The 25,334-nt window shown below is 49.1% G+C and carries 18 protein-coding genes; 1 reads left to right on the top strand and 17 read right to left on the bottom strand.

Annotation, left to right across the window (positions count from 1 at the left end; translation table 11 throughout):
• Window positions 1-95 precede the first annotated feature (95 nt).
• The 4 genes from kdpB to ytxJ form a co-directional block, all read right to left on the bottom strand.
• Window positions 96-2,189: a potassium-transporting ATPase subunit KdpB gene (kdpB, locus tag MHI38_RS17530; protein WP_341181472.1), complete on the bottom strand. Its 2,094-nt coding sequence runs from the start codon at window positions 2,187-2,189 to the stop codon at window positions 96-98.
• Window positions 2,190-2,333: 144 nt separating this feature from the next.
• A complete protein-coding gene (kdpA, locus tag MHI38_RS17525; protein WP_341181931.1) occupies window positions 2,334-4,007 on the bottom strand; it encodes a potassium-transporting ATPase subunit KdpA in 1,674 nt (557 codons plus the stop codon).
• A 95-nt stretch (window positions 4,008-4,102) separates the two neighbouring features.
• Entirely contained in the window at window positions 4,103-4,180 is a 78-nt protein-coding gene (kdpF, locus tag MHI38_RS28785; protein WP_373323320.1) for a K(+)-transporting ATPase subunit F, read from the bottom strand.
• Between the two features lie 432 nt (window positions 4,181-4,612).
• Window positions 4,613-5,152: a bacillithiol system redox-active protein YtxJ gene (ytxJ, locus tag MHI38_RS17520; protein WP_253498604.1), complete on the bottom strand. Its 540-nt coding sequence runs from the start codon at window positions 5,150-5,152 to the stop codon at window positions 4,613-4,615.
• A gap of 242 nt (window positions 5,153-5,394) precedes the next feature.
• On the opposite strand from ytxJ, the gene MHI38_RS17515 reads away from it, so the two are divergent.
• The gene (locus MHI38_RS17515) at window positions 5,395-6,240 is read left to right on the top strand and encodes a hypothetical protein (protein WP_308723407.1); all 846 of its coding nucleotides are present in this window, start codon (window positions 5,395-5,397) and stop codon (window positions 6,238-6,240) included.
• Between the two features lie 143 nt (window positions 6,241-6,383).
• Here MHI38_RS17515 and MHI38_RS17510 read toward each other — a convergent pair whose 3' ends face one another.
• From MHI38_RS17510 to MHI38_RS17450, 13 genes are all read right to left on the bottom strand, one after another.
• On the bottom strand, window positions 6,384-6,812 hold the full coding sequence (locus MHI38_RS17510) for a VOC family protein (RefSeq protein WP_154891512.1): 429 nt from the start codon (window positions 6,810-6,812) through the stop codon (window positions 6,384-6,386).
• Window positions 6,813-6,991: 179 nt separating this feature from the next.
• Window positions 6,992-7,552: a hypothetical protein gene (locus MHI38_RS17505; protein ID WP_341181471.1), complete on the bottom strand. Its 561-nt coding sequence runs from the start codon at window positions 7,550-7,552 to the stop codon at window positions 6,992-6,994.
• Between the two features lie 127 nt (window positions 7,553-7,679).
• Window positions 7,680-7,907: a DNA-binding protein gene (locus MHI38_RS17500; protein WP_090924231.1), complete on the bottom strand. Its 228-nt coding sequence runs from the start codon at window positions 7,905-7,907 to the stop codon at window positions 7,680-7,682.
• 189 nt (window positions 7,908-8,096) lie between these two features.
• Window positions 8,097-8,969, bottom strand: a complete 873-nt coding sequence (locus MHI38_RS17495) for a TIM barrel protein (protein ID WP_154984870.1) — start codon at window positions 8,967-8,969, stop codon at window positions 8,097-8,099.
• 11 nt (window positions 8,970-8,980) lie between these two features.
• The gene (locus MHI38_RS17490) at window positions 8,981-9,856 is read right to left on the bottom strand and encodes a sugar phosphate isomerase/epimerase family protein (protein ID WP_341181470.1); all 876 of its coding nucleotides are present in this window, start codon (window positions 9,854-9,856) and stop codon (window positions 8,981-8,983) included.
• 320 nt (window positions 9,857-10,176) lie between these two features.
• Window positions 10,177-13,482 (bottom strand): alpha-mannosidase, encoded by a 3,306-nt coding sequence (locus tag MHI38_RS17485; protein ID WP_341181469.1) that lies wholly within the window; start codon window positions 13,480-13,482, stop codon window positions 10,177-10,179.
• The gene (locus MHI38_RS17480) at window positions 13,479-15,806 is read right to left on the bottom strand and encodes a glycoside hydrolase family 3 N-terminal domain-containing protein (RefSeq protein WP_341181468.1); all 2,328 of its coding nucleotides are present in this window, start codon (window positions 15,804-15,806) and stop codon (window positions 13,479-13,481) included. Before MHI38_RS17480 ends, MHI38_RS17485 begins: the two co-directional genes overlap by 4 nt.
• Before the next feature lie 43 nt (window positions 15,807-15,849).
• A complete protein-coding gene (locus MHI38_RS17475; protein ID WP_154891518.1) occupies window positions 15,850-18,075 on the bottom strand; it encodes a helix-turn-helix domain-containing protein in 2,226 nt (741 codons plus the stop codon).
• 169 nt (window positions 18,076-18,244) lie between these two features.
• On the bottom strand, window positions 18,245-19,879 hold the full coding sequence (locus tag MHI38_RS17470) for an ABC transporter substrate-binding protein (RefSeq protein ID WP_154959873.1): 1,635 nt from the start codon (window positions 19,877-19,879) through the stop codon (window positions 18,245-18,247).
• A gap of 102 nt (window positions 19,880-19,981) precedes the next feature.
• Window positions 19,982-20,890 (bottom strand): carbohydrate ABC transporter permease, encoded by a 909-nt coding sequence (locus tag MHI38_RS17465; RefSeq protein WP_090924237.1) that lies wholly within the window; start codon window positions 20,888-20,890, stop codon window positions 19,982-19,984.
• 15 nt (window positions 20,891-20,905) lie between these two features.
• Complete coding sequence (locus tag MHI38_RS17460; protein WP_341181467.1) at window positions 20,906-21,883, bottom strand: ABC transporter permease; 978 nt, start codon at window positions 21,881-21,883, stop codon at window positions 20,906-20,908.
• Window positions 21,884-22,197: 314 nt separating this feature from the next.
• Complete coding sequence (locus MHI38_RS17455; RefSeq protein ID WP_341181466.1) at window positions 22,198-23,610, bottom strand: alpha-L-fucosidase; 1,413 nt, start codon at window positions 23,608-23,610, stop codon at window positions 22,198-22,200.
• A 626-nt stretch (window positions 23,611-24,236) separates the two neighbouring features.
• Complete coding sequence (locus MHI38_RS17450) at window positions 24,237-25,295, bottom strand: Gfo/Idh/MocA family protein (RefSeq protein WP_341181465.1); 1,059 nt, start codon at window positions 25,293-25,295, stop codon at window positions 24,237-24,239.
• Window positions 25,296-25,334: the final 39 nt, after the last annotated feature.

Below are 25,334 nucleotides of genomic sequence, written 5' to 3'. Positions count from 1 at the left end.
CCTGAATGGATTTAATGTAATATCAAAAAGGCGGGCAACCACGTTATCTTCACCATGAATGTCATCACACCTGTACTTCACAGCTACAATGACATTTACATCAAACCTGACAAAACCAGGTCAATCAGCTTGATGCCGATAAACGGTACAATGACACCCCCAACACCATAGATGAACACGTTGCGGCTCAGCAGCCGTTCGGCAGACATCGGACGATATTTCACGCCTTTCATCGCAATAGGAATGAGCAACGGAATAATAATCGCATTAAAGATCAGTGCGGACAGAATTGCAGACTGCGGTGAAGAGAGATTCATAATGTTCAGAGCCTGCAACTGTGGCATGGCGAGAATGAACATCGCTGGAATGATAGCAAAATACTTGGCGATATCGTTGGATATGGAAAAGGTGGTCAGCGCGCCGCGGGTAATCAGCAGTTGCTTGCCTATAGAGACTACCGACAACAGCTTGGTCGGGTCAGAGTCCAGGTCAATCATGTTAGCCGCTTCTTTGGCCGCCATGGTTCCAGAATTCATCGCCAGGCCCACATCGGCCTGCGCCAGAGCAGGAGCATCATTGGTGCCGTCGCCTGTCATGGCGACAAGTTTACCCTCCTGCTGTTCTTTTTTGATCGCCGCAATCTTGTCCTCAGGCTTCGCTTCCGCTATAAAATCATCCACACCCGCCTCCAGTGCGATCGTCGCTGCTGTCAGCGGGTTATCGCCGGTGCACATGATTGTCTTGATACCCATGGCACGCATCTCGGCAAATTTCTCCTTGAGACCGGGTTTCACGGTATCTTTCAAATAAATCACGCCATAGATTCGGTTATGGATCGCTACCGCCAGTGGTGTCCCCCCGGCCTTTGCAATCTGTGTTGCGATTTCGTCCAGATCACCGGGTACACGTCCGCCTTCGGAGGTCACATACCGCTTGATTGCATCTACTGCGCCTTTGCGGATTTTCGTTCCATCACTCAGATTCAGACCAGACATGCGTGTTTCCGCAGTAAACTCGATACGATCGGCATTGGTGTAGTTGCCTTCCTCCCAGCTCTGCCCCTGCTTACTTGCAAGCTCGACGACAGAACGACCTTCTGGTGTTTCATCTCGCACTGAAGCTTGAAGCGCCGCCCGTGTCATCTCGGGTACAGTTACACCCTGAACCGGAATAAATTCAGAAGCCATCCGGTTGCCGTATGTGATCGTGCCTGTTTTGTCCAGAATCAACGTATCGATATCGCCAGCCGCTTCCACCGCTTTCCCCGACATCGCTAGCACGTTAAACTGTGTCACCCGATCCATGCCAGCAATCCCGATGGCAGACAGCAGACCGCCGATCGTAGTTGGAATCAGGCACACAAGCAGAGCAATTAAGGTAGCCAGATCGAGCCGGATGCCGAGATAATTTGCCATAGGGACCATCGTCACAATGACGATCAGGAAGATTAGCGTTAATACGGCAAGAAGGGTAGTCAGGGCAATCTCGTTTGGCGTTTTCTGACGCTGTGCGCCTTCCACGAGAGAGATCATTCGATCCAGAAACGATTCGCCGGGATCGGTCTGAACTCGCATGATGATGTAATCAGAGGTCACCCGTGTACCTCCGGTGACTGAAGAGAAATCGCCGCCGGCTTCCTTGATCACCGGGGCGGACTCCCCTGTAATAGCCGATTCATCGATAGAGGCCAAACCTTGGGTAATCTCACCGTCCGTTGGAATGAGTTGCCCGGCTTCCACACGGACGAGGTCCCCTTTTTTCAACTCGGTCGAAGCGACCTGTTTCACAGTTCCATCCTTCTGCAATAGATTGGCCATCGTATCCGATTTTGTCTTACGCAGGGTATCCGCCTGTGCTTTGCCCCGCCCTTCCGCTAGCGCCTCGGCAAAATTGGCAAATAGCAACGTGAAGAGCAGAATAAAAAATACAGCCACATTGTATCCTCGCCCTGCATCCGAAGCGGTAAATAGATTGGGATCAATACATAATAGCAACGTAATGAATGTGCCGACTTCCACGATAAACATGACTGGATTTTTGATCATGACCATCGGATTCAGTTTTTTGAATGCATCTCGCATGGCCTGGAGCAACATGGATTTATTTAAAGATCGTTTCGACCCGGGATGATGCTGAACGTGGTTGATGCGTTGATGAATTTGTTCTTTGTTTTGTTCCACTGCATTCATTGTGAATGCCACCTCCATACTATACGTGCTTACTTCAATCCTTTGCCGTGCTTCCATAATTATTGGCTGTGTCGCTGTCGCTCCGCTGGCTTATTCGCCTGCCACTTCTTCAGCCATCACCACCTCGTATCATTCACCTGCCGCTCATCGCACCATCGCCAAATGCTCCGCAATAGGACCAAGAGCCAACGAAGGGAAGAATGTCAGCGCGCCTACGACCACAATCATCATGACCAGAATGCCTGCAAATAGCGGTGTATGCGTCCGTAGCGTTCCTGTGGTAACCGGGACAACCCGTTTCACGGCAAGTGAACCTGCTATCGCCAGCATGGCAATCATCGAGATATATCTTCCGAGCAACATCACAATCCCTATAGCGATATTGTAAAAGTCCGTGTTGGCGTTCATTCCGGCAAAAGCCGATCCGTTATTGGCCGCTCCTGAGGCAAAAGCGTACAACACCTCGGTTAGCCCATGTGTACCGCCATTGGAAATGGAAGCCACGGCCTCCGGCCTTATTAAAGCGAGTGCGGTTGGCACGAGAATAATCAACGGATGAATCAGCAGGGCGATACAGGCCAGCTTGATCTCTTTGCCTTCAATCTTTTTGCCCAGGAACTCCGGTGTCCGGCCGACCATCAACCCGCAGATAAAGACCGCAATGATCACATACAGCAGACCATTCAACAAACCTACACCCTTGCCGCCAAATACATTGTTCAGCATCATCTGAGCAAGAGAGACCAGACCTCCAAGCGGAGTAAGTGACTCATGCATGTTGTTCACCGACCCCGTTGTTGCTGCTGTAGTTACAGCCGTGAACAAAGCCGATTCGGGAATCCCAAACCTGACCTCCTTACCTTCCATGTTGGTTTGTAGTCCATTCGCAGCCAGCGCAGGCACTCCGCGATACTCGGAAACAAATACCGTCGTCAGCATCACTAGGAACAGAACTCCCATTGCAGCAAACAACGTCCAGCCCTGCTTCCGATTGTTCACGATTAAGCCAAATGCATACACCAGCGCTGTCGGCAGCAACATCATACAAACGATATGCACCAGATTGCTCAGCGCCGTTGGATTCTCAAACGGATGCGCGGCATTGGTGCCGAACCAGCCCCCGCCGTTGGTTCCAATGTGTTTAATCGACTCGAGCGAAGCCACTAATCCACGCGTAATGGTCTGCTGTGCACCCTCCAGCGTGGTTGCCTTCACCGCACCGGCCAGCGTCTGCGGCACCCCTTGAAATACAAGGAACAAGGCCACAATGAGGCTGAGCGGTAAAAAAATACGAGTAATCGACCGAACCAAGTCGACATAAAAGTTACCCAGATCATCCCGGCGGCCTACTAATCCGCGAATAAAGGCAATCGCCACCGCGAATCCCGTTGCCGCCGAGGTGAACATCGGGAACGTTACCGCGAGCAGTTGTGACAGATACGACAGGGCATTCTCTCCCGTATAGGACTGCCAGTTGGTATTGGTCATAAACGATGCCGCTGTGTTAAAGGACTGCGCAGCCGGCATGTTATCGATCCCATCCGGATTGAGGGGCAGGAACTTTTGCAGCCGTAATACCAGAAACATCAGGATCAACATGACCGCATTGGAGATGAGCACGGCAGACAGATATTTTTTCCACCCCATCGTTTCATCTTCCCGTACCCCCATCAGCCGATACAATAATCGCTCCGGCCCGCCAAACACACGATCAAGTCCCGTTCGTTGCCTGTCAAATACCCTCACCAAATAACTGCCCGTTGGCTTCACCAGTAACAATATGATGAGTAGCGTAACCGCTACCTGCACTACACCGATACCCATATCTGTATATCCTCCCTAATTCAACCTTGATGTTTCCTGCTGACCTGTTATTTATCTTCAGTTACAGGCACATGATCTGAAGAGTTACGTTAGAATTTCTCTGGCTTCAACAGCACGTACCCGAGATAGACAATCAGAGCCATGACAATCACGCCGATGAAAATCATCTTTTCGCCCTTCCTTTCTGCCCTCAGGCCTTCTCGCAAAATTTTACAAAGCCCCAAAACACCGCAAACAACAGTACGATCAGTCCAATCATCGTTGCATCATTCACCATGCGTCCTTCATCCTCTCTTCTCTACCGTTCCTCTCGCTTGCTACAAGTAAAATCGTAATACGAATCGCTGTAAAAAGGGGGTAAAGAAACGCCGCTCTGGCTGTAAAAAAAGCGTAAAAAAGACCCGTTCTTCTCAGCGATCAGCTGAAAGAACGGGTCTGACGTAAATACATATCAATGTAGGATTAAAGATTACATTGAATAGGTCATCTTTTTTTTAAGAACTGCGAGTAGTCCTGCCCTTAATGCCAGCGGGGAAAACATTTTAGATCTCAAGGTTTTACAACAAAAAGGAAATCAAGAATTAGATCCAGAGCCCTCCCTACCCGAACGGATTCTGCGCCCACTGTGTCAGCCGTTTTTTGGTGATGTGTCCATGTGAAGTGTGTTCAATAACCTTCCCTTGATCGAGTAGGAGTACCTGCGGCGATTCATGGCGAACCTCGGTCTCTTCGGCGATGTGACGGGATAACGGACGGTTCTCGATAACTTTCACCATACGATATTCCATCGTCTGTTTCGGATCGGATGCATTGGTGCCGACAAAAGCCATGAACTCTCTATATGCTCGCGCACTAACGGGACAAGTTGTGCTGTGTTTCAGCAAAAGCACCGGATGCTCTTGCGAACGTTGGAGCGCCTCTTGCCAATCCTCCAGTTTATGCAATTCCAGCACATGCTCGCTTAACATCTCATGTGAATCGGCGCCTGTACGTTTACTGACCACGGAACCGATCACCACGCCAAGAGCAGCACCAAAAGCGATGCCCAGTCCAATCTGCCCCGTAGCTGTACCAAAGCTTGCACCAAGAGCCACACCGACTCCGAGCCAAAGTGCCTGATGATTTACCTTTTTCTCCACATCAAGTCATCCTTTCTCTACGTATGAATCAAGCGATTCGAAGCTATATAAGTCGAACGACTAAACAGGCTTTTCCTGAATACTTCAATGATCATATTTTTATCTCATATTTTGTTCAAATTATAGCACAGCCCCTGCACACAAGCTTTCAGAATCTGCATCTTTCGGGTACATAATTGTGTTACACTGATGGTAATTTGGAAACGATGAACATAAGAGCAACTGAAAGGCGGAAATTCAATATGACATACGCTTTTACGATTGAACCACCGGAATATTATGCACTGGACAACGAAGACGAGTTAATTGCCAAGTGTCAGGAATGGGGTCTGATTTCGGCGAAAGCAACTAAACTCAAAACATTTTATTATAAAGGCAACGGGCTGAACCTGCCCTGTAACATTCTAGGTTTTGTGGATCACATGACGGCTGTAATTGAGCTGGATAATGGGCAAAAACACTGCATTCACCCCTCCTATCTCAAAGAAATGCAGGCTTCGAGCTACAGCACCAGAGGATTAAGCGGAGCGGGAGCAGAGACGGGAACGGAACAGGGCTACACTGCACAAGCCCCTGATTCCGCTGAAACATCTGCCCAGGACGACTCGTCAGCCGAGCTGGTTAATCCGGAGGATGACATGGATGGGCCAGATTCCTTCTCCGAGCTCAAAGGTGATCCTGACGGATTGGTGGAGGAATACATCGGGCCTCAGGCAGGCAGCAATGCCGATGCGACTTCAGAAACCAAATCCAAAACCAAAGCTGCACCGAAAACAAAAGCCGTTAAAATCGATCTGCCCGAAGGCAAAGTGAAGATGAGCGGGGTGGTTAAGGAGTTTACGACAGTACCCAACCATTTCTCGGACAATGACGATGAAGTTATCATTTATGAGTCTGTAACCATTACGGAGCCTGATGTCATTGAGGTCGGAGAGGCTTGGTCCAGTCACAGTGCAACGATGAAGAAACAGGAATTAGAAGTTGGCGATGTGCTAACCTTTGAAGCTAAAATTATCAAAAAGAAATTAACCCGCAATCCGGTACCCTATAAAATCAACAACCCGTCCAAGATTCAGAAGGAAGATTAGTCTTTCTTTAAAAAAACAGCAAAAAAACCTCCACGCTGCATTATGTAGCGGATGGAGGTTTTTTCCAGCTAGTTATTTAGTTATTACGTGTTTTATAGTTTAATGCTTGATATTTAGCACATAAGCCCAGACTGTAACTGTCCCTATGCTTGTCCAGGAGTTGCACTGATTTGGAACTGCACACCAAACTTATCGGTTACATTACCGTAAGCCGGGCTCCAGAACGTTTCCTGAATCGGCATATTCACTTTACCGCCCACTTCAAGTTTACTGAAAATATCCTTCGCTTGCTCAGCCGTGTCCGTATTGACCGTCACCGTGATATTATCTCCAATGGTGTGAGGCATACCAGGCAGCGTATCCGATAACATCAACACCGAACTGCCGATTTGCAGAGACGCATGCATAATCCAGTCTTTGGCTTCTGGTGGAATCGGATGATCCGGACTGGAAGGGCCTTCCCCAAACGTCTGCATTGCGAGCACTTCCGCACCAAATGCCTCTTTGTAGAACTCGACAGCTTCACGCCCGTTACCATTGGTAACAAGGTATACATTCAAGTTAATTGCCATGGATTGTTCATCTCCTTGGATTTGTGTAGTATATATGGGTCAGGTCACTTGCGACATGAGTATATAGGAGCGAATTGTCCTTTGACAAGCACAAATTTCCACTCTATACGGTGACCGTTACTGAGCTATATTTCCCAACATCTTCTTCTCCCATTCTCCACTTCATTCAACTTCACTATTTAAACCTTACGCTTGCGAAGGTAATGCACAACCATGATCAACATCCCCGGTACAAGAAAGGCAAAACTGGCGTAGATCATACACCATTTTAACAACGTAAATACAGGAGTCAGTTCAGCAATCACAAGTGTTCGCTCGGGATACCGGAACATGACCAAAGACGCCCCCAGGTTTTCCAGCATATCCATCCCCCAGCCCATAAAGGGCAACAGATTTATCCACCGCCAGCGGCTTGTGACTGGAAGTATTTGATACAACATGGATATCAAAACGACGAGCAGGAACAGATAGACCAGCGGCCAGATCATATCAAACGTAAACCTAGCCTGAATATAGGCGCTTCGCCCGCTCTCTCCATAGTGCTCAGCCATCCGATACAAATCATCGGCGCTGTATAGAAACGACGAATCCGGTGACTCTCCGCCGCCTGTTGCCTCCTTTGACTTTTCTGCCTGCCAAGGTAGAACGAATGCGATAAAACACCCAAAGACAATGGTCGCAACGACAACCCATTTCCAGTTTACATACCGATATAAACCTGATGATAACCTGCCGAGCATGCCTGACTCCCCCTCTCTATTCAAGAAAAAAGCCACTCTCCCGAGTAATGCCCGGTAAAATGGCTATAAATGTTCTATTCAGTTATTACCCCGGTCAACTAAGACTGCTTGCCTTTTTCCTACTCAATTATTGCGCCTGCACAATGCGATCGATTTCACTTTTTAACAAAAGATATCGATGCACACTTCTCATAATAGGTACTTTGGTGAGTTTGTTTTTATCCACGTATAACTTCATCTGGTCTTTACTCAGCCCTAGCAGGCTGCCCGCCTCAGTTACCGTCAATACCACTTCGGGATTCGTTGCGTTGAACGTCTTCTTTACCTTTTGGTTCCAGTCCTCAAATACCTGCATAGATTCACGATCTCTCCTATCCATAGCCAGTTATTTTCAGGCTGCGTACATTCAGTATAGCATACTTGTGATTATCGTCACTTATTCCTCTTTATGGCACTACAAAATGATCTCCTAGTTCATATGCTGTATATGACAAAAAGAGCCACGAAAACGCGGCCCTATACCAAATCACTATTAATATTCCCTCTATGCTTCATCCCAGAAACGACGCAGATTATCCATGGCGATTTTGGAAGCGGCTTTGCATTCCTCCATGCCTTCGAACTCCACCGTTATGTTGCCATCGTAACCGGAATCTTTGATCAGCTTGACGATTTTACGGATGGGGATATCACCTTGACCCACGATCGCACCGCGCAGGAAGTTACCATAAGTTGTGGTAAACCACTCCCCTTCCCCCGGATGCTCGTCATACGGACGGAAGTAGAAGTCTTTGAAATGAATGAGCGAAGCGTACGGCAGATTTTTCATCACACCGATAATCGGGTTTTCGTCTACACACATGAAGTTGCCAATATCCAGCGTTGTTTTAAAATTCGGCCGATCTACGGCATGCAATACTCGCTGAACCCGATCACTAGCCTGCACACTGAATCCATGATTCTCAATCGTTGTAATTATCCCGTACTGTGCAGCATAATCGGCAATGACCTGGCTTCCCCTAACCATCAGCGGCAGATGCTGTTCAAACCAGGCAATGGTCGTGCTCTCCTTGGGTAGCCTGAATGAAGTAACGTCGTGGCGCAGATGCCTGACACCCATCCGGTGTGCGACATCCACATGTCTTTTGACCCGGGCCATCTCTTCTTCAAAAGCCTCTTCCGTCTCCTGCACAAAGTTGGCTGGCATAGAATAGTTCGACAGTTCAATCCCAGCTGCTTCGGCGCGCTCCCGAATCGCATCCGCCAGTTCATGATTATCCTCCACCGTGTATCCGTAGGGAACCATCTCCATGTGCTCGCCGCCGTTCGCTGCAATCCAGTCGATTACATCCAGCACCGTCATGGCTCCTGAATTCAGATCATTCAACAAACTGTACGTGCTCAGACCTACCTTCATCTGCTCCACTCCTATCGATATTGTTTGATGAACTGCACGGCTTTGCGAATATCCACTTCCGGTTGGTCTCCCACTTCGCGCTCAATGGTCAGATACCCTGTATAGCCAATCTCATGCAGCGCGGCAAAATAAGCATTAAAATCAACAGCTCCCTCGCCCAGCGGCACTTCGCGGAAAAAGGCGCCGGAAGCTACCATTTCGGCAATTTTCCCATGATCCATCGGAGCATAACCCACCGCACCGTACACGTCCCGTGGATCGACCTCTTTCAGACGCAAGCCATCCTTCACATGCGTATGCACGATATAATCCTTGAGTAGCTTCACACCCTGTACCGGATCATCTCCTGTCACCATCACCATGTTTGCCGGGTCAAAGTTTACGGATACCCCGTTCGTGGAGAGGGTATCCAAGAAACTTTTCAGATCAGCAGCCGTTTCCGGCCCCGTCTCGATCGCAAAGTAGGCTCCGACACTTTTGGCGTACTGTCCCAGTTCTTCACAGGCAGCGTGCAGTGTTTCGTATACTTCGGAAGAAGGATCATGTGGAACAATACCGATATGTGTGGTCACAATATTTGTGCCCAGATCAAGGGCCAGGTCAACAATTCGTTTAGATTTTTCCACTTTCCAAGCATTGTCTTCCTTGACCTGAAAGCCGTGACCGCCCAGATCACCAACCAATGCCGAGATCTCAAGACCGAGACCATCTATATAACTACGAAGCTCTTTACGAGCCGCTAGCGACAGATTTTCCGGGTCCATCTCCCCCTTCACCGCGTAGATCTGTACCCCTTCTGCCCCTGCATCTTTGGCTTTCAACAGCCCTTCCCTTACACCTACGCCAAAACTGTCTACGATTACACCGATCTTATTGGTTAATTTCATGTCGTACCTCCCATGAGATTAGATGAGTTATGCTGCTCTTTGACGTTTCAATCCATCGTGCATCCGTGAATTCAAAAATCAAGCTATATAAGTTGAACTAAAGGTTTTTTACACGGAACACTCCGATGACAGAATAACCTTCCAATCGCTGTTATCCCCAGATTTTTTTGATTCCCTTTTCCAAAGGGGAAAATCCGGTGATAAAGGCGAAGCCTATGCTTCCGATGCAGCTTTCTTACAGAAAGCTTGTAGCTTCGCTTTTTCAGGTTTTTTCTGTCCTCTCCGTTATAGTGTAAATGAATAGTTCAACTTATATCGTATCAACTTGATGGCACAAGTTTTACCGACTTGATTTCATAGGGTTTAAAAGTCAGTTCAAAAGCTCCACCCTCGCAAGTGAGTGGCGCAAGCTCATCTTCCAGCAAATTAATCATTGATGCACTCACATTTTGCTCATTCCACTGCACCTGTACCGTTTCCCGGCCTCCGCTTGATTCGTAGAAACGCAGTACCGTTCCCGTTCCATCTTCCGATGCCTTAATCGTATCCAAAATAACATGTTCACTGTGGAACTGAAGCCAGCTATGTTCTGAGGATTTATCGCCCCCATGTGGTGTAGGTGCAATCACCTGGACCGGATGATTCAGTTCCATCGCACGTTGCACCACATTTGCCTGACGCCAGTCTCCTGCATGTGGCAGTACCGAATATGTGAATGCATGCTGTCCTTGATCGGCATGTACATCAGGCCATTTTGGTGCTCGCAAAAGTGAAAGACGAATCGTGCGATCCTTAATGTCGTAGCCATACTTGCAATCGTTCAACAAACTGATACCACTATTGCCCTCCGAGAGATCAGCCCAGCGATGCCCGCACACCTCAAACTGCGCCCGTTCCCAACTTGTATTGTTATGCGTTGCCCGCTCTAAGGCACCAAACGGAATCTCATAGGTTGCTTTAGCCGCCACCAAATCTGCTGGAAACGCCACCTTGAGCAGCTTGTGACTTTCATTCCAGTCTACCCGAGTTTTAAAATCAACGCGTCGCTGATGATGAAACAAAATTACATCCTGGCTAATCTCGGATTCATTCAGCTTCCAGCGGAAACGCAGTACATCCTGCACAGATCCGCGCTGCACAATCTCTCTGGAGATCAGCTGCACGGCACCTGCCCGCTGAGATTCGAACCTTGGGTCTATATCCCATGCATCCCAATACGTCGGTTTGTCGTGGAAAAACTGCCACTCATTCGCTTGGTCGCCTGGCCTCAACCATTCACGCTCTACCGTCTTGTCATACCATCTTGTGATCTCACCCAAGTCGTTGAATTCGAGCAAATAGAACTCGGTTTCCCAACATGCAGGTATCTGCTCAAGCTTAGTTTCCTTTGGGATCGTTGAACTCACTTCTAGATCTGCATTTGTTGTTCTTTTCCCTACTGGAATGTCGCCCTCACCTGTTGCTCCTAATGCGCTATCCGCTCCCTGTTCTACAGTTACCGCTATTTCTTCTTTTGAATATCGTTCTACTTCTTCTTTTGTCTCGCGCAACCATATGGTGATATACCCAAAGGCAGGAATCGAAGGAACAAGAACATGCAATCTAACCCTATTTTCTTGCTCTTCCCGCTCTACCTCGCTAATCAAACGATTTCCATAGCGATCATACGCCGCCAAGCCATCCCAATCCGTATCCCCTGCGATACAGATCACTTCACTCCGCTCCCAGCCAAGACTGTTGAATACAACGTAAGGCTTACCTGATACTTCATTTGTTGCAATGTTATCCGTGAGCGCATCGAGTGACACCTGTAGCACGTCGTCACCAAGCGCAAACACCTTCGTATACTCCTCAGCAGAAGTTACATACACTTCGGGAATCGACGTACCTGGAATAATATCATGGAACTGATTCAACATGATCAGCTTCCAGCCTTCATCAAGCACTTCCTTGCGATCCAACATACGGACGCGATTCTGATCCCACTGGCTCCAGATTTCTGCTTCGCGATAGAGCACCTCGGCCTTGCGGTTGCTGCGTTTATTCCGCGCATGGGTTGTATATGTGCCGCGATGCAGCTCCAGATACAGATCACCATGCCACTTCGGCAGTGTTGGCTTACTCGCTGCAATCCCTTCAAAAAAGGCGCTCGCCGTGCTGAATTGACTGATCGGTTGCCCTGCCATCAGGTGAGAACGCTCCGCAAACTCCACCATTTCGTTCGTCACACCGCCGCCACCATCGCCGTGTCCATAAAGCAACATCTGCTCTGCATGAACGTCTTTTTGCTTGTAGGACTGCCAGTGTTCATGCACATCTTTGGGACGTGTATGTTCGTTTACACCATGATTCAGGTAAGACAGCACGGAGGTACCGTCAATCCCCACCCAGTCGAACAGATCATACGGGAACACATTCGTATCATTCCAGTTTAGTTTGGTCGTCATAAAATAAGGAATGTCGGCAAGCCTCAGAATCTGAGGCAGTGAAGCACAATATCCAAACGTATCCGGCAGCCATTCAATGTTCGAACGTTTGCCAAACTCCGACTGATAGAACTGCTGTCCGTACAAAATCTGCCGCACCAGGGACTCGCCACTTGGGATATTCAGATCCGGCTCCACCCACATGCCACCGACCAGTTCCCAGCGCCCTTCGGCAATTCGTGCCTTCACCCTTTCATACAGCTCGGGATAATGCTCCTTAACAAAAGCATATAGTTGAGGCTGGCTCTGGGAGTACACAAAATCCGGGTATGTGTCCATAAGCGTACACATCGTAGAGAACGTTCGGCTCGATTTGCGCACGGTTTCCCGCACAGGCCAGAGCCAAGCCACATCAATATGAGACTGTCCAACCAGATGCATAAACCCGCTTCGATGCTGCTCCGGATCTTGCCGCTCCACGGTCTGGACGATTCTCTGCTCCAGCTCATGCAGCCATACACCATCCTGCCAGCGTCCCGGATCATGGTGCATCTCATCCATCACCTGATGGACAGCCCGAACCCATGTTGTGCGTTTCAAATCCTTCTCCGGTAAAGCCTGCAGCGATTCTGAAAGTACCATTATGCTGTACATCAGGCTCTGCAACGGTTGATTCACATGCACCAGCGCCGCTCGTATCCCCTGAATCGGGGGCTGAATTACCGCTTGCCGATTCAAGGGATCATGCGGTTCAGGGATGGGGTCATACAGCTCGATCTCCAGCTGTGGCGAGATTCCCACACGTTCTCTTGGGAGAGGTACGAAGGTATGATTACGATCCAGACCGTGATACGGAACACCGTTGACCTTCATCAACCCTTCCCCACCCGCTTCAAAAATGAATCCGATAGCCTCACCCTGCCACGTCTCAGGAATCTGCACTCTTTTGCTCAGAAAATACGTCGTTCCGTGCGTGCTGTTCAACGGATTCAGGGAATGCTGGATCTCCTCGTGCCCTTCCTGTTCAGATGCGCGCTCCTGACCATACGCATATCCCTGCTCATGTGCATATTCTTGCTCATACTCGTATTCTCCCGGCCGAATATATCGGGCTCGCTGCATCTGCCACTCGGGAAGCTCAACGACTTCCAGCCACTGCTTCTGCTTCAAGTCTTCGATAAACCTCTGCATTCGGATCATACCTTCACCTCCACCTGTTGTACATGCAGACTGCAAGCCGTCCAGTCCGCAGAGCTGCGTCCAACCATCAGCTTGAATTCACCCGGTTCCACCACAGACTGGAGACGGGAGTCGATCAGTGCGAGATGTTCCTTTTGTACAGAAAACGTTACGGTTTGAGTCTCTCCTGGTCCCAGATGGATTTTGCTGAAACCTTTCAGGGCAATTTCAGCCCGGGTAACGGAAGCCGTCACATCGCTAATGTACAGTTGTACGACCTCTTTGCCTGCCACAGCACCCACATTCGTCACTTCGACCTGCACCTGTGCCTCCTCGTCCGGGCCAATCACTTCTGGTGTCACTCGTACATTGTCGTACTTGAAGTCCGTGTAACTAAGCCCATGCCCGAAAGCATATTGCGGCGTTAGATCCATCTCCAAATACCGTTTGCCACGCGTCCGTTTCGCATGATAGTACACGGGAAGCTGACCTTCATGTTTGGGAATGGATACGGTCAGTCGCCCCGATGGATTCACATCCCCAAACAGTACATCGGCGATGGCATTGCCCCCTTCCTGCCCCGGATACCATGCTTCCAGAATGGCTGGAATGTGCTCGTCGATCCACGGTTCGGCAATAGGGCGCCCGTTAATATACACCACAACGACTGGTTTCCCCAGCTTATGTATTTCTTGCACCAGTTCTAGCTGCACACCCATCAGGTTCAACGAAGAACGGTCTATGCCTTCCCCGCACTCCATGTCATTCCACGGATCATCGGTTACCACGGATGCCCCTGTTCGCAGATCAATTGTACCTTCGCCAAAATCACGCGCACTCGATCCACCCATCACCATAACGATGACATCGGCCTGCTCCGCACATGCCAGCGCCTGCGCAAAGCCTTCTCTCGAATCCCCCTTGACCCGACATCCGGGTGCATACAGCACCTGAGCAGAATCGGTTCCACCGAGTTTGCGAGTGATACCATCCAGCACCGTCACAATCTGGTCTCTTGGCTGCGGCGAGGTATAATCTCCAAGCTGGTTATAGATATGGTTGGCGTTCGGCCCGATCACAGCCAATTTGGCTCCCTGAGTAGCAAGCGGAAGCACATGGCCTTCATTTTTCAACAGGACGATTCCCTCTTGTGCCACCTCCCGTGCGAGCCGAACATGTTCCTCACACCCAATAACCTTTTCTGCAAAATCAGGATCAACATACGGCTGCTCAAACAAACCAAGCTTGAATTTCATCTCCAACACCCGCCGCACCGCCAAATCCAGCACCGCCTCTTCCAGTAAACCCTGTTCGAGAGCTTGTGCCAGATGTTTGCGGTACATGAATCCTGACATCTCCATATCTACACCTGCCCGCAGGGACTGGGCCACGGCTTGCTCTCCATTCTCTGCCGTATTGTGTCCGTTCACCAGCATCTGGATCGCCCCAAAATCGGTAATGACAAATCCGTCAAAACCCCACTCTTTCCGCAAAAGATCATGCAGCAGGTACGTACTGGATGTACACGGCACGCCATCGATCTCGTTATAGGCCGTCATGACCGAGCAGGCTCCGGCTTCCACCGCTTGTTTGAACGGCAGCAAGTCGATTTCGTGCAACTCACGCATTCCCATATGCACTGGCGCCGCGTTGCGTCCTCCCTCTGAACTGCCGTACGCTGCAAAATGTTTGAGTGTTGCTACCACCGTCCGGGCGGAATCAAGACGATCCCCCTGCAATCCATAGATGGCTTCTACGGCAAACTGTCCGATGAGATAAGCATCTTCGGCAAAACATTCCTCCGTTCGTCCCCATCTCGGGTCACGTACAACATCAAGCACTGGAGAATACGTCGCTGCGCCGCCCTGACTCCGGGTTTCCACAGCGATCGCCTCGCACATCCTGCGATATAGATCAGTATTCCATGTGCTACCTACCGTTAACGGCACAGGAAAGACCGTTGCACCAATGGCCATATGTCCGTGGGAACATTCTTCTCCGAACAGAATCGGAATGCCTAACCGGGAATGTTCTATGGCATATTGCTGAATCACATTCGTGGCTACCGCTCCTTGCCGCGGCGTCAGTCCTGTATCCAAAGTAACTTCTGTCCATGGATCAGCCCTGAGTACACCATACAACGAGCCGACACCACCCTGCGCCATGTCCGCCTCGAACTCTTCGGTTACCTGTACCGTACCGTCTACCGTTTTCTTGTACGTTTTCCACCCCATAGGTTGGATCAACTGTCCGATCTTTTCTGCGGTAGTCATTCGTTCGAGCAGATCCCGTACCCGCTCCTGAATGGGAAGTGATACATCTTTATAGCCCGTTTGCGTTTGCATGTGCACATTCTCCTCCTGCCTGTGAGTTGGTCATACGTGGAGCTTACATCGCCTTGCGATAGTCACTTGGAGCCATGCCCACGACATTTTTAAAAGCGCGGTTGAAGGAATTGTAATTGGTATATCCCACTTCCTCACTGATCTCCTGAATGGCTTTGTCCGTCTGTTGCATGAGCTGTTTTGCTTTTTCGATCCGGTGACTGATGAGCAGATCCACGAATTTCTCCCCGATCTCATCTTTGAAAAGCTTGCTCAGATACTTCGGATTGATATCGAACAGATCACTAAGGTAATTCAGCGACAGATCGGGATTGTTGTAATGCTCTTCGATATATTTGCGAATCTCCAGAATATGTGACCGATGTTTACGAGAGCATTGCAGTGTCTCCATCTGCTTCGCCAGCTCACGGAACCCTTCCAGGCACAGCTCGCGCAGATCATCCAGCGTCTCCCAACCTTCTAGCCGCGGCAACAATGGCGTAAATATCGCCGCCCATGACTCCTGATATTCACGCGGAAGCTCGGCAAATTCACGATTATAATGCTGGAACAACAGCTGAACCGTGTTCATAATCTCCTGACGAGACAGAACAGACTGACGAATCTGCTTAAACAGCCGTTCAAAATGCTGTTCCCAAACATTGTCTGATAGCCGCATCGCCTGCACGAGCAAGGAGATGGTCTTAAGAAACTCATACACGTCATTCGTTGAACTCGGTACATCTCCGCATGGTATGATCCGATTGGTGCCCAGAACCGCCTTGTACTCCAGGGCATGCACAGCCTCTTTAAGCGAAGCTCGAAGCCCGCGAATATCCACAGCAACCCTGCCCACACCAATGGTTACGGTAAAATTCAAATACTGACCCACCTGATCCAGATAACCGCTGAGCAAGCGTTGCTCTGTCTCTTCGGACTGTTCCGTCTCAGGCAACCAGAGGATGGCATACAACCTTTGACTCGATACCCACTCTGCCCATACCTCGGTTCCTTCTTGCCTTGCACTTTCCTGCAAAATGCTCGACAGCACAAATTTCAGGAGAGCTTGATCCTGCTGATGATACTCATCCACAAACACGTCGTATCGATCCATCTCCACTACCATCACAGCCCAGCGATGCTCTAATGCCGGTAGCTTGAACTTACTCATCTCCGCAGATAACTCATGACATGTGTAATCCCGTGTACCTTCCAGCAACTCCTGAAAGAAGACCTTCTTCTGCAAAATCAGATTCTCTTCATGCTCCTCCTGATATTGCTTCGTCTGGTCGATCATGCGCTCCAGCGTGGTATGAATGAAACGGAATTCATTCTCCTTGCCATAGTTCAGTGGTGACGGTTTCTGTGAGGAGACCGTCTGAATCAGGGTAACAATCTGCTGGATCGGTTTATAGTTTCTACGCGTCACATAAACGACCCATACAACTCCAATCAGTACAACAGCGACCGCGAAAATAAACCAGATATTATAAAATTGCAACGTAAACTTGATGATTTTCCCGTTATTTAGCCCCGTCTGTACCTTCCAGCCACTATAGCTGGACGTGAATTCAGAGAAAACCTCTCCCGAAGCGGAAGCTGGCTTGGAAGCAAGCATCTCAGCATCAGGCGTACCACCATGCCACAGACTCCCCCCGGATCGGTTATAGATGTTCACAAACGTAAATTCAGGGTCGTACATCTGCATAATGGACTTTTGCAGCGTATTCAACTCCACGTTGGTCACTACAAGACCTCTACCGTTCCCGACATTCCGCACAATCGTAATGACCTGCTCCGCCGATTGGGAAGGAAACGCCTTGAATGACCGTCCGCCGACCCACTTCTGCTCATCCTTCGTCCGGCTGTCTGCAATAAAGGCTGCATCGGGGAATTCGTTGATCGGAACGGCCTTGCCATTGCTAAAAACGGTGTTATCGCTGTACCTGACCAGGTAGACCGAGTCGATCAGCGGATATTCTATCTTCAATTCATCGATGACCTTAACGGCCTGAATGCCGGCATAGACATCCTCGCTGCCAGATACCGAGAAATAATTTTTCAGATTCGAGTTGGTCAAAATCTCGCGCAGTACCTTGAAATCGATGGAACGCAAGGAATTATCCAGATACTGTGTCACCTGTGAAGCCAAAAATTCATTAGCCTTGAGCGCTTCTCTCCGGTTCTGCTCATTGAATACCTGAAAGAAAATAAAAAATAAAATCGTCGTCACAATAAAAAAAATAGGCAAATACGATAACAGCAAACGTCTGAACCAATTGTTGTTCATCTCCGCGCCCCCCACCAATCCATTTCATGTTGCATGACGACAACCACTTGCACCTTGCCTCTGTTCACAAAGTTTTCATAATTATGCGTTCATTATATCGAATGACGTGGGGTTGTCATAGGAGAAGACTGCCCCGGTCACGGGTGACAGGCGGGACAGTCCTTTTGCATCACTTTTTCTCAATTGCACGCTGATAAATATCCAGATAATTGCTTAATCCAAGCCCATCGAAACCTTTGACGTATGAATCCCAGTCCTTATCAATGCTCTTGCTACCAATGATGAACTGAGCCATATTCGTCTGCACATAATCTTTGATCGCGGTGGTCAGTTGAGCTGCTGTCTCGGTATCTTCTGGACGAATAAATACGTTGGCAGGGTATACTTCTTTCGGAGCGTATGGAGCATATACTTTCGTCGCTTGAGCAAGCCTTGTACCGTATCCTTCAGCAGACAGTGGATCTTGACCCTCTGCAAACAGATTACGGAACGTATTGGACAAATCATGCGCACCGATCTGTGACCAGCTCTCGTTCACAACCACGTTGGGATCACGTTCAGGCAGGTTGTAATAGCTGTATTTGGCAGGTTCGCCGTTGATGTTTTTCTCATCCGGGTCTGCTTTCTTCCAGCCCTTTCCTTCCGTTGGGCCGTACTCTGCGTAGAGCGCACCCTCTTCACTGAACATGTAATCTACAATTTTGATCGCTGCGATCTGTTGTGCTTCGGTCGCTTTGTTGGTGATGGCAAATTCAAACTCACCTACACTTTGCGTTGCTCCAGTCGTCTGCACACCGTCCGGTCCTTTGAGTGGGGGCACAATCTCCCAGTGCTGGTGACGGGTAATTTTTTTGTCATACGTATTCACCAGATAACTCACCAGTGCCGTTGTAATGGAACCAACCACTTCATCTCCTTCTTTGTTCCCCAGTTGACCAATCGCCTGGTCATTCTGTGTGAAGGAAGCCGGGTCGATCAGGCCATCCGCGTACAGCTTGTGCATGTACTCCAGCCCTTTCTTCCATCCCTCCTGGTTGGCGGCAAAACTCACCTTGCCATCGTTCACGATCAGGTATTTATCGTTATCGTTGTATATGAAGCTGTTCATCAGATAGGCATCAATATTGCCGTTCCACACATATTTGTTCGGTGCACCTGTGAGCGGAATCTCGTCGGCTTTGCCGTTACCGTTCGGGTCTTGGGTTTTGAACGCCTTCAGAACGGTATACAGTTCATCCGTCGTCGTTGGCATTTTCAGCCCCACCTTATCCAGCCACTCTTGGTTGATCCAATACTTCTGCGCATACGTACAGTGGTAACATTCATTAAAAATAGGCAATGCATAGATGTTACCGTCCGGTGCCGTTATGGCATCCTTGAAATAAGGCTTCTCTTCCATCACTTTGGTGAGGTTCGGGCCGTATTGCTTGATCAGGTCTTGAAGCGGGAGGAACACGCCTTGTTTACCATAGGTTTGAAGATCCGAAGTGGTGAATTTGCCGTGCAGGAACACTTCAGGATAATCCCCGCTGGCTAGCAGCAATTGTCTGCGATCCTGCAAAGCGTCTGTCGGGGCCAGATCCCATTTCAAGGTCACGTTGAACTTTTTTTCGATAAACTTGGTGAATTCATTGTCTTCCATCGGTGCTTTACCTTGTGGGGCAAAAAAAGTCATCGTCACCGGGCCGCCGCTCTCGCCGCTCCCCTCGCTACCTGTACCCGCTTTTTCAGATGAACTGCATGCAGATAATATCGTTATCGAAGCTAAGATCAGACACAAAATTGAAATCCAGGATTTTCTCAAGCTGACTCCTCCTTTTTATTCATAACGACAAACCTTTGGTTAAGCTGTTGGGTTGATATAGCCGGCGTGTGCCCCCACCTCCTTTCATAAACCGGCTACCGTCTATCCTTTAAGTGAACCCACCATAACCCCTTTGACGAAGTGTTTTTGCACAAAAGGATACATAATCAGAATCGGAATACTTGCGACCACAATCAGCGCATATTTCAGCACCTGCTCAAACCCTTGATCTCGCATCTGCTGGCTTGTATTCGCAAGCATGGCCGGGTCAGCCGCATTCAGAATTAACAAGTTGCGAAGCACATATTGTAATGGGAACAGTTTCTCTGAACGGAGGTAAATGAGTGCATCAAAGTATGCATTCCAGTGGCCTACTGCGTACATCAGGGTCATGACCGCCAAAATCGGTTTGGAGAGCGGCAGCACCACGCTGATCAGGTAGCGAATATCCCGGCACCCGTCCATCTCGGCAGCTTCACCAAGCTCCTCGGGGATCGACGACTGGAAGAAGGTGCGAGCAACGATGACCTGGAACACGGCAAGCGCTCCGGGCAGCCACATCGCCCAGCGGGTATCCAGCAGATGCAGGTCTTTCATCAGCAGGTAGGTCGGAATCAGACCCCCGTCAAAAAACATCGTAATCATCATGAAGATAATGATCGCTCCCCGTCCATAGAACGACTTACGGGAGAGCGGGTAGGCTAGCATAACCGTCAGCGCCACGTTGATAAACGTACCAACCACGGTGTAAATGATCGTGTTGTAAAACCCGAGCATGAGCTGCTGGCTTTTGAAAATGGAGATGTATGCCTTGATGTTGAAATCAACCGGGAACAGCCACACCTGGCCGGATGTTACGGCACGTGACGAGCTGAATGAGGAACTGACAATGTACAAGAGCGGGTAGAACACCGTTAACAGAATGGCAATCAGAAAGATATAGTTGATGGTCATGAAAATACGGTCGCCAATGGGATCTTTGATTCGGTTCCGATTGATCAGATTAAACATGGACATGCTCCTCCTTTACCACAAGCTGTTCTCGGATACTTTGCGTGAAATGCTATTGACGATGACCAGCAGAATCAGGTTAATGATGGAGTTAAAGAATCCGACAGCCGCGGAGAAGCTAAAATTCGCTCCGATCAGACCGACCTTGTACACGAACGTGGAGATGACCTCCGAAGCACTTGTATTCAGCGGATTCTGCATCAGGTATATTTTTTCGAAGCCAACGCCCATAATGCTGCCCAGACTTAGAATCAACATGATTACGGTCACCGGAACAAGGGTGGGAAGGTCGATGTGCCAGATTTTCCGCAACCTTGAGGCGCCATCCATCTTGGCCGCTTCGTACAGGGATGGATCAACTCCCGCCAAGGCCGCGATGTAGATAATGGAGGAATACCCCATGCCCTGCCATACCCCGGACCAGACATAGATTGATTTGAAATATTCGGGAATCCCCATAAAGTTAGTCATCGGGAAACCCAACCAGGTAAATAACTTGTCTACGACGCCTACATGTGGCGAGAGCATTAGAATGATGATGGATACCATGACAACGGTGGAGATAAAATGCGGTGCATACGTGACCATCTGTACGGTCTTTTTAAAATAACCCGTTCGAATCTCGTTCAGTGCCAAGGCGAGCAAGATCGGTATAGGGAAACCTGCAATGAGGGAATAGAAACTGATGCCAATGGTGTTCTTGATCAGTAGCCAGAAGTTCGGGGAATTAAAGAAGGCTTCAAAATGTTTGAGCCCCACCCATGGGCTACCCCAGATGCCTTTGACTACGCTGAAATCTTTAAAGGCAATCTGCACACCCACCATCGGGATGTATTTGAAGATCAATAGATACAACACCGGAGGTAGCACAAGCAGGTACAGCTCCCAGTGCTTTTTGAAGCTTTTGATAAACGGATGCTGCTTCTTGGGCGCTGTCTGACGTAATTGCTGCAGCTCTATGTTCGCAGGTATGCTATCTGTACCTCGACTCATTTGCGTCACTCCTTCTCAGCCTCAAGTGTAATAATACATTACATTCACATCTCTTAAACGTTCATTTTCGATGCTCATTTGTTGCCTTGAATCCAATCAATGTTAACAATCATATCAGGTAGCGCTTTCTTAATTTGATAGTACCTTGCCGAGGTCTTTTTGATCAATTTGCAATTTTCTCTGACCTCTCTTTATTCCAAAAACCCTTGTGCAGCAAGTGTTTAAAGCCCTGTTCTTTGGGGTTCTGTAAGTTTATATGTACAAAAATAAAATTCCGGAGGCCCTGATATCTCCCCCGGAATTGACATGCATTTTTATGATTTGGTGATCAATCTAAATGTATGAGTGATCGGTGCTTGGTTGCTTGTAGCGGATCGTGGCAACTCCACGAGCAGCCCTTCTTCGGTCTGCTGAAACGAAAGTACGTCATTCGTACCGATGAGTTCAATACGCTCTACCTTTTCCACATAAGGAATGATGAGTCGCTCTTCCGGGGTCTCGCTCTCGTTGCGATACATGCGGAAGGCATAGACGGTGTGTACGTCTTCTTTCTGTGTGAATGCCCACTCCTTCGTGTAAAACGGTGCGCAAATGCGGGTGCCATAAATGCCCTCGCCGTGTGTGTTCAGCCATTCGCCGAGTCCCTGGATGCCTCGAATTGCCCCTTTAGGTAGACGTCCGTCCGGCTGCGGCCCGACATTCAGTGCCAGATTCCCGCCTTTGGATACCACCTCGAGCAAAATATGTGCAAGCTGCCGGCCTGATTTATACTGATCATCAAAGCCAAAAGCAAAGGAGTGCCCGACGGTAATACAGCTCTCCCACGGGATATTCATCGGATGCTCGGGGATCGTCTGCTCCGGGGTGACGATGTTTTCATACGGCCCGCCTACGGTGCGATCTGCGGACAGAAGCCAAGGCTGCGTGCTCTTTCTCGCCCGCTCGACCACTTCGCCAAGCCGAATATCCTGACCGTGGCGGCCTTCACGTACCCAGCCTGCATCAAGCCACAAACACTCGATCCGTCCGTAATTCGTCAGCAATTCCATGATCTGCTCATGGGTGAACTCCACGAACTTTTCCCACATCCATGGATACTTGTGTGGATCATAGGAAGGCCCGCGCCACATATGCCGTCCACGCTCCATGCCCGGTGCCCAGTAATAAGGGGTGTGCCAGTCTGCTTTGGAAAAGTACGCCGAGATGCCAAGTCCCTTCGCTCGGAACGCGTCGAATAGCGTACGGCAGATATCGGCATATTTGTGCGTGTGAAACGGCGTATCTTTGCCTGTAATCCGGTAATCGGTTGTTTTGGTATCCCACATGCAGAAACCGTCATGGTGCTTGGTCGTAAACAGGAAGTATTTGAAGCCGTTGTCGGCGGCCATCTGTGCCCATTCCTCGGGCTGGAACCGGATCGGATTGAAGGTTTTGTTCAGGTCAAAATATTCACGCTTGAAGTCCTCCATATCGTCCGTCCAGTCCACATCATCCCGTGACCAGTCGCCATCCTCATCACTCAGCGCCCATGATTCCACCAAGCCGAGCTGCGAGTATGGCCCCCAGTGCATCATCAAACCGAGCTTCTGATCTTTGAACCACTCCAGCCGCTCCAGCAACATTGGATCTTCCGGCTTTACCCATTCGTCTTCTTTGCTAAAGTTGTGTACGCCTGCTTCAACGATCTGCTCTTCCTGCTCTGGCAGGGGGGAATTGGTTTGAGTCAAAATAAAGCATCTCCTTTAGTTGAAATTTCTCGCGCTGTAAAAAAAGATTAAATTTACACTAGGCCACTCCGATTGCAGTACCATCTTTCGATCGCTGTTACCCCCAGATTTCTATGAATTATTTCCCTGATGGGGAAATCCCGGGATAAAGGCGCACGCTTCGCTTCTTCGGATTATTTCTGACCTCTCCGTTTTCGTGTAAATAAATGCTGATACAACGTCCAAAGATGGTTTCACCTCGTCGATGGGGTAACTTGGGATACGTCGGGTTACTTATTCCTCCGTTTTGGGTAGAGCAAATGACTTAAGATCACTGGTGAATTTACTCTAGGCCACTCCGCGGTCAGAACAATCCTCCGAGCGCTGTTACCCCCGGATTTCTTTGAACTATTTCCCTGATGGGGAAATCCGGGATAAAGGCGCACGCTTCGCTTCTTCGGATTATTTCTGACCTCTCCGTTTTCGTGTAAATAAATGCTGATACAACGTCCAAAGATGGTTTCACCTCGTCGATGGGGTAACTGGTTACGTCGGATTACCTCTTTCCTCCGTTTTGGGTAGAACAAATGATTTAAGATCATTGGCGGATTTACACTGGTCACTCCGTTTTTGTGTAAATTGAATTTTTACAACGTGATCTCCTTGCCCTCGCGCGCCGATTCGTAGATGGCGCACAGCATTTTCATGACTTCCACGCCGTCCTCGACGGGGCTAAGGGTTTCTTTTCGGCCCTGCGTGCTATCGATAAAGTGGTTGATTTCATTGCGGAACGAGCCCATGAAGTCAAAGGATTTGAAATCGACCTGCGGTGTCATGTTCAGAATGGTATCGAACTTCTCGCCAACAATTGAAATCTCGGGCTCCAGTTCGGCTCCGCCTTTGTCGCCATACAGCTTAACTGCTGTTTCATCAGCCTTTGCATGCAGGGTGAAGCTGACATCGACCAGCAGGCTTGCTCCGTTTTCAAAACGGATCAATGCATTCGCCATATCCTCCACGGTGTTCTGTTCTGCATCGTAATCGGCAGCCTTATAGAACGAAAGATTGCGAATGTTCGCTCGGTTGCCGAGACGATTGGAGACGTTAGCGGAAACGGATTTCACCTTCGGTCTACCCATCAGGTACCAGCAAATATCGATAACATGTACGCCGATATCTATTAACGGGCCGCCGCCGGAGCGACTTTTATCCGCAAACCAGCCACCAGGGTTGCCAAGACGACGCAAACTGGAAGCTTTGGCATAATAGATTTCGCCGAGCTCACCTTCGTCGATGAACTTTTTAAGAATCTGAGCATTGTCACTATAGCGGCGAACAAAGCCTACTTGTAGCAACTTACCACTGCGATGAACGGCTTTTTCTACCTCAAGTGCTTCCTCCACCGTCTGGCAGAGGGGTTTCTCGCAGAGCACGTTTTTGCCCGCATCCAGCGCCGCAATACTGATCTCGGCATGCGAGTCATTCCATGTACAGATGCTAACCGAATCGATTTCCGGCAGAGCGAGCAGATCTTTATAATCCGTAAACACATGGGATGCTCCGTACTGCTTCGCCACATCGGCGGCACGAGTTTCGTTCAGATCACAGATCGCATAAATCTCTACTTCCGGATTACTGGCATACGCTTGCAGGTGGCAATCGGATATTGAACCGGCGCCGATTACAGCGACTTTTAATTTGGACATTTCACTACCCCTCCAGTGTTAAAAATGAAAATGAATACC

The sequence above is a fragment of the Paenibacillus sp. FSL K6-1558 genome, from assembly GCF_038002565.1.
Lineage (GTDB): Bacteria > Bacillota > Bacilli > Paenibacillales > Paenibacillaceae > Paenibacillus > Paenibacillus polysaccharolyticus.
The sequence above is the reverse complement of the archived record's forward strand: the minus strand, read 5'-3'. Positions and strand labels throughout refer to the sequence as shown.

Bases quoted from the DNA above. Each gene is read 5' to 3' on its own strand.
- MHI38_RS17505 (WP_341181471.1), bottom strand. From the start codon at position 7,552: ATGCTCGGCAGGTTATCATCAGGTTTATATCGGTATGTAAACTGGAAA.
- MHI38_RS17515 (WP_308723407.1), top strand. From the start codon at position 5,395: ATGACATACGCTTTTACGATTGAACCACCGGAATATTATGCACTGGAC.
- MHI38_RS17475 (WP_154891518.1), bottom strand. From the start codon at position 18,075: ATGAACAACAATTGGTTCAGACGTTTGCTGTTATCGTATTTGCCTATT.
- MHI38_RS17450 (WP_341181465.1), bottom strand. From the start codon at position 25,295: ATGTCCAAATTAAAAGTCGCTGTAATCGGCGCCGGTTCAATATCCGAT.
- kdpF (WP_373323320.1), bottom strand. From the start codon at position 4,180: ATGATTTTCATCGGCGTGATTGTCATGGCTCTGATTGTCTATCTCGGG.
- MHI38_RS17460 (WP_341181467.1), bottom strand. From the start codon at position 21,883: ATGAGTCGAGGTACAGATAGCATACCTGCGAACATAGAGCTGCAGCAA.
- MHI38_RS17465 (WP_090924237.1), bottom strand. From the start codon at position 20,890: ATGTTTAATCTGATCAATCGGAACCGAATCAAAGATCCCATTGGCGAC.
- MHI38_RS17485 (WP_341181469.1), bottom strand. From the start codon at position 13,482: ATGATCCGAATGCAGAGGTTTATCGAAGACTTGAAGCAGAAGCAGTGG.
- MHI38_RS17500 (WP_090924231.1), bottom strand. From the start codon at position 7,907: ATGCAGGTATTTGAGGACTGGAACCAAAAGGTAAAGAAGACGTTCAAC.
- MHI38_RS17510 (WP_154891512.1), bottom strand. From the start codon at position 6,812: ATGGCAATTAACTTGAATGTATACCTTGTTACCAATGGTAACGGGCGT.
- MHI38_RS17495 (WP_154984870.1), bottom strand. From the start codon at position 8,969: ATGAAGGTAGGTCTGAGCACGTACAGTTTGTTGAATGATCTGAATTCA.
- MHI38_RS17480 (WP_341181468.1), bottom strand. From the start codon at position 15,806: ATGCAAACGCAAACGGGCTATAAAGATGTATCACTTCCCATTCAGGAG.
- kdpB (WP_341181472.1), bottom strand. From the start codon at position 2,189: ATGAATGCAGTGGAACAAAACAAAGAACAAATTCATCAACGCATCAAC.
- MHI38_RS17490 (WP_341181470.1), bottom strand. From the start codon at position 9,856: ATGAAATTAACCAATAAGATCGGTGTAATCGTAGACAGTTTTGGCGTA.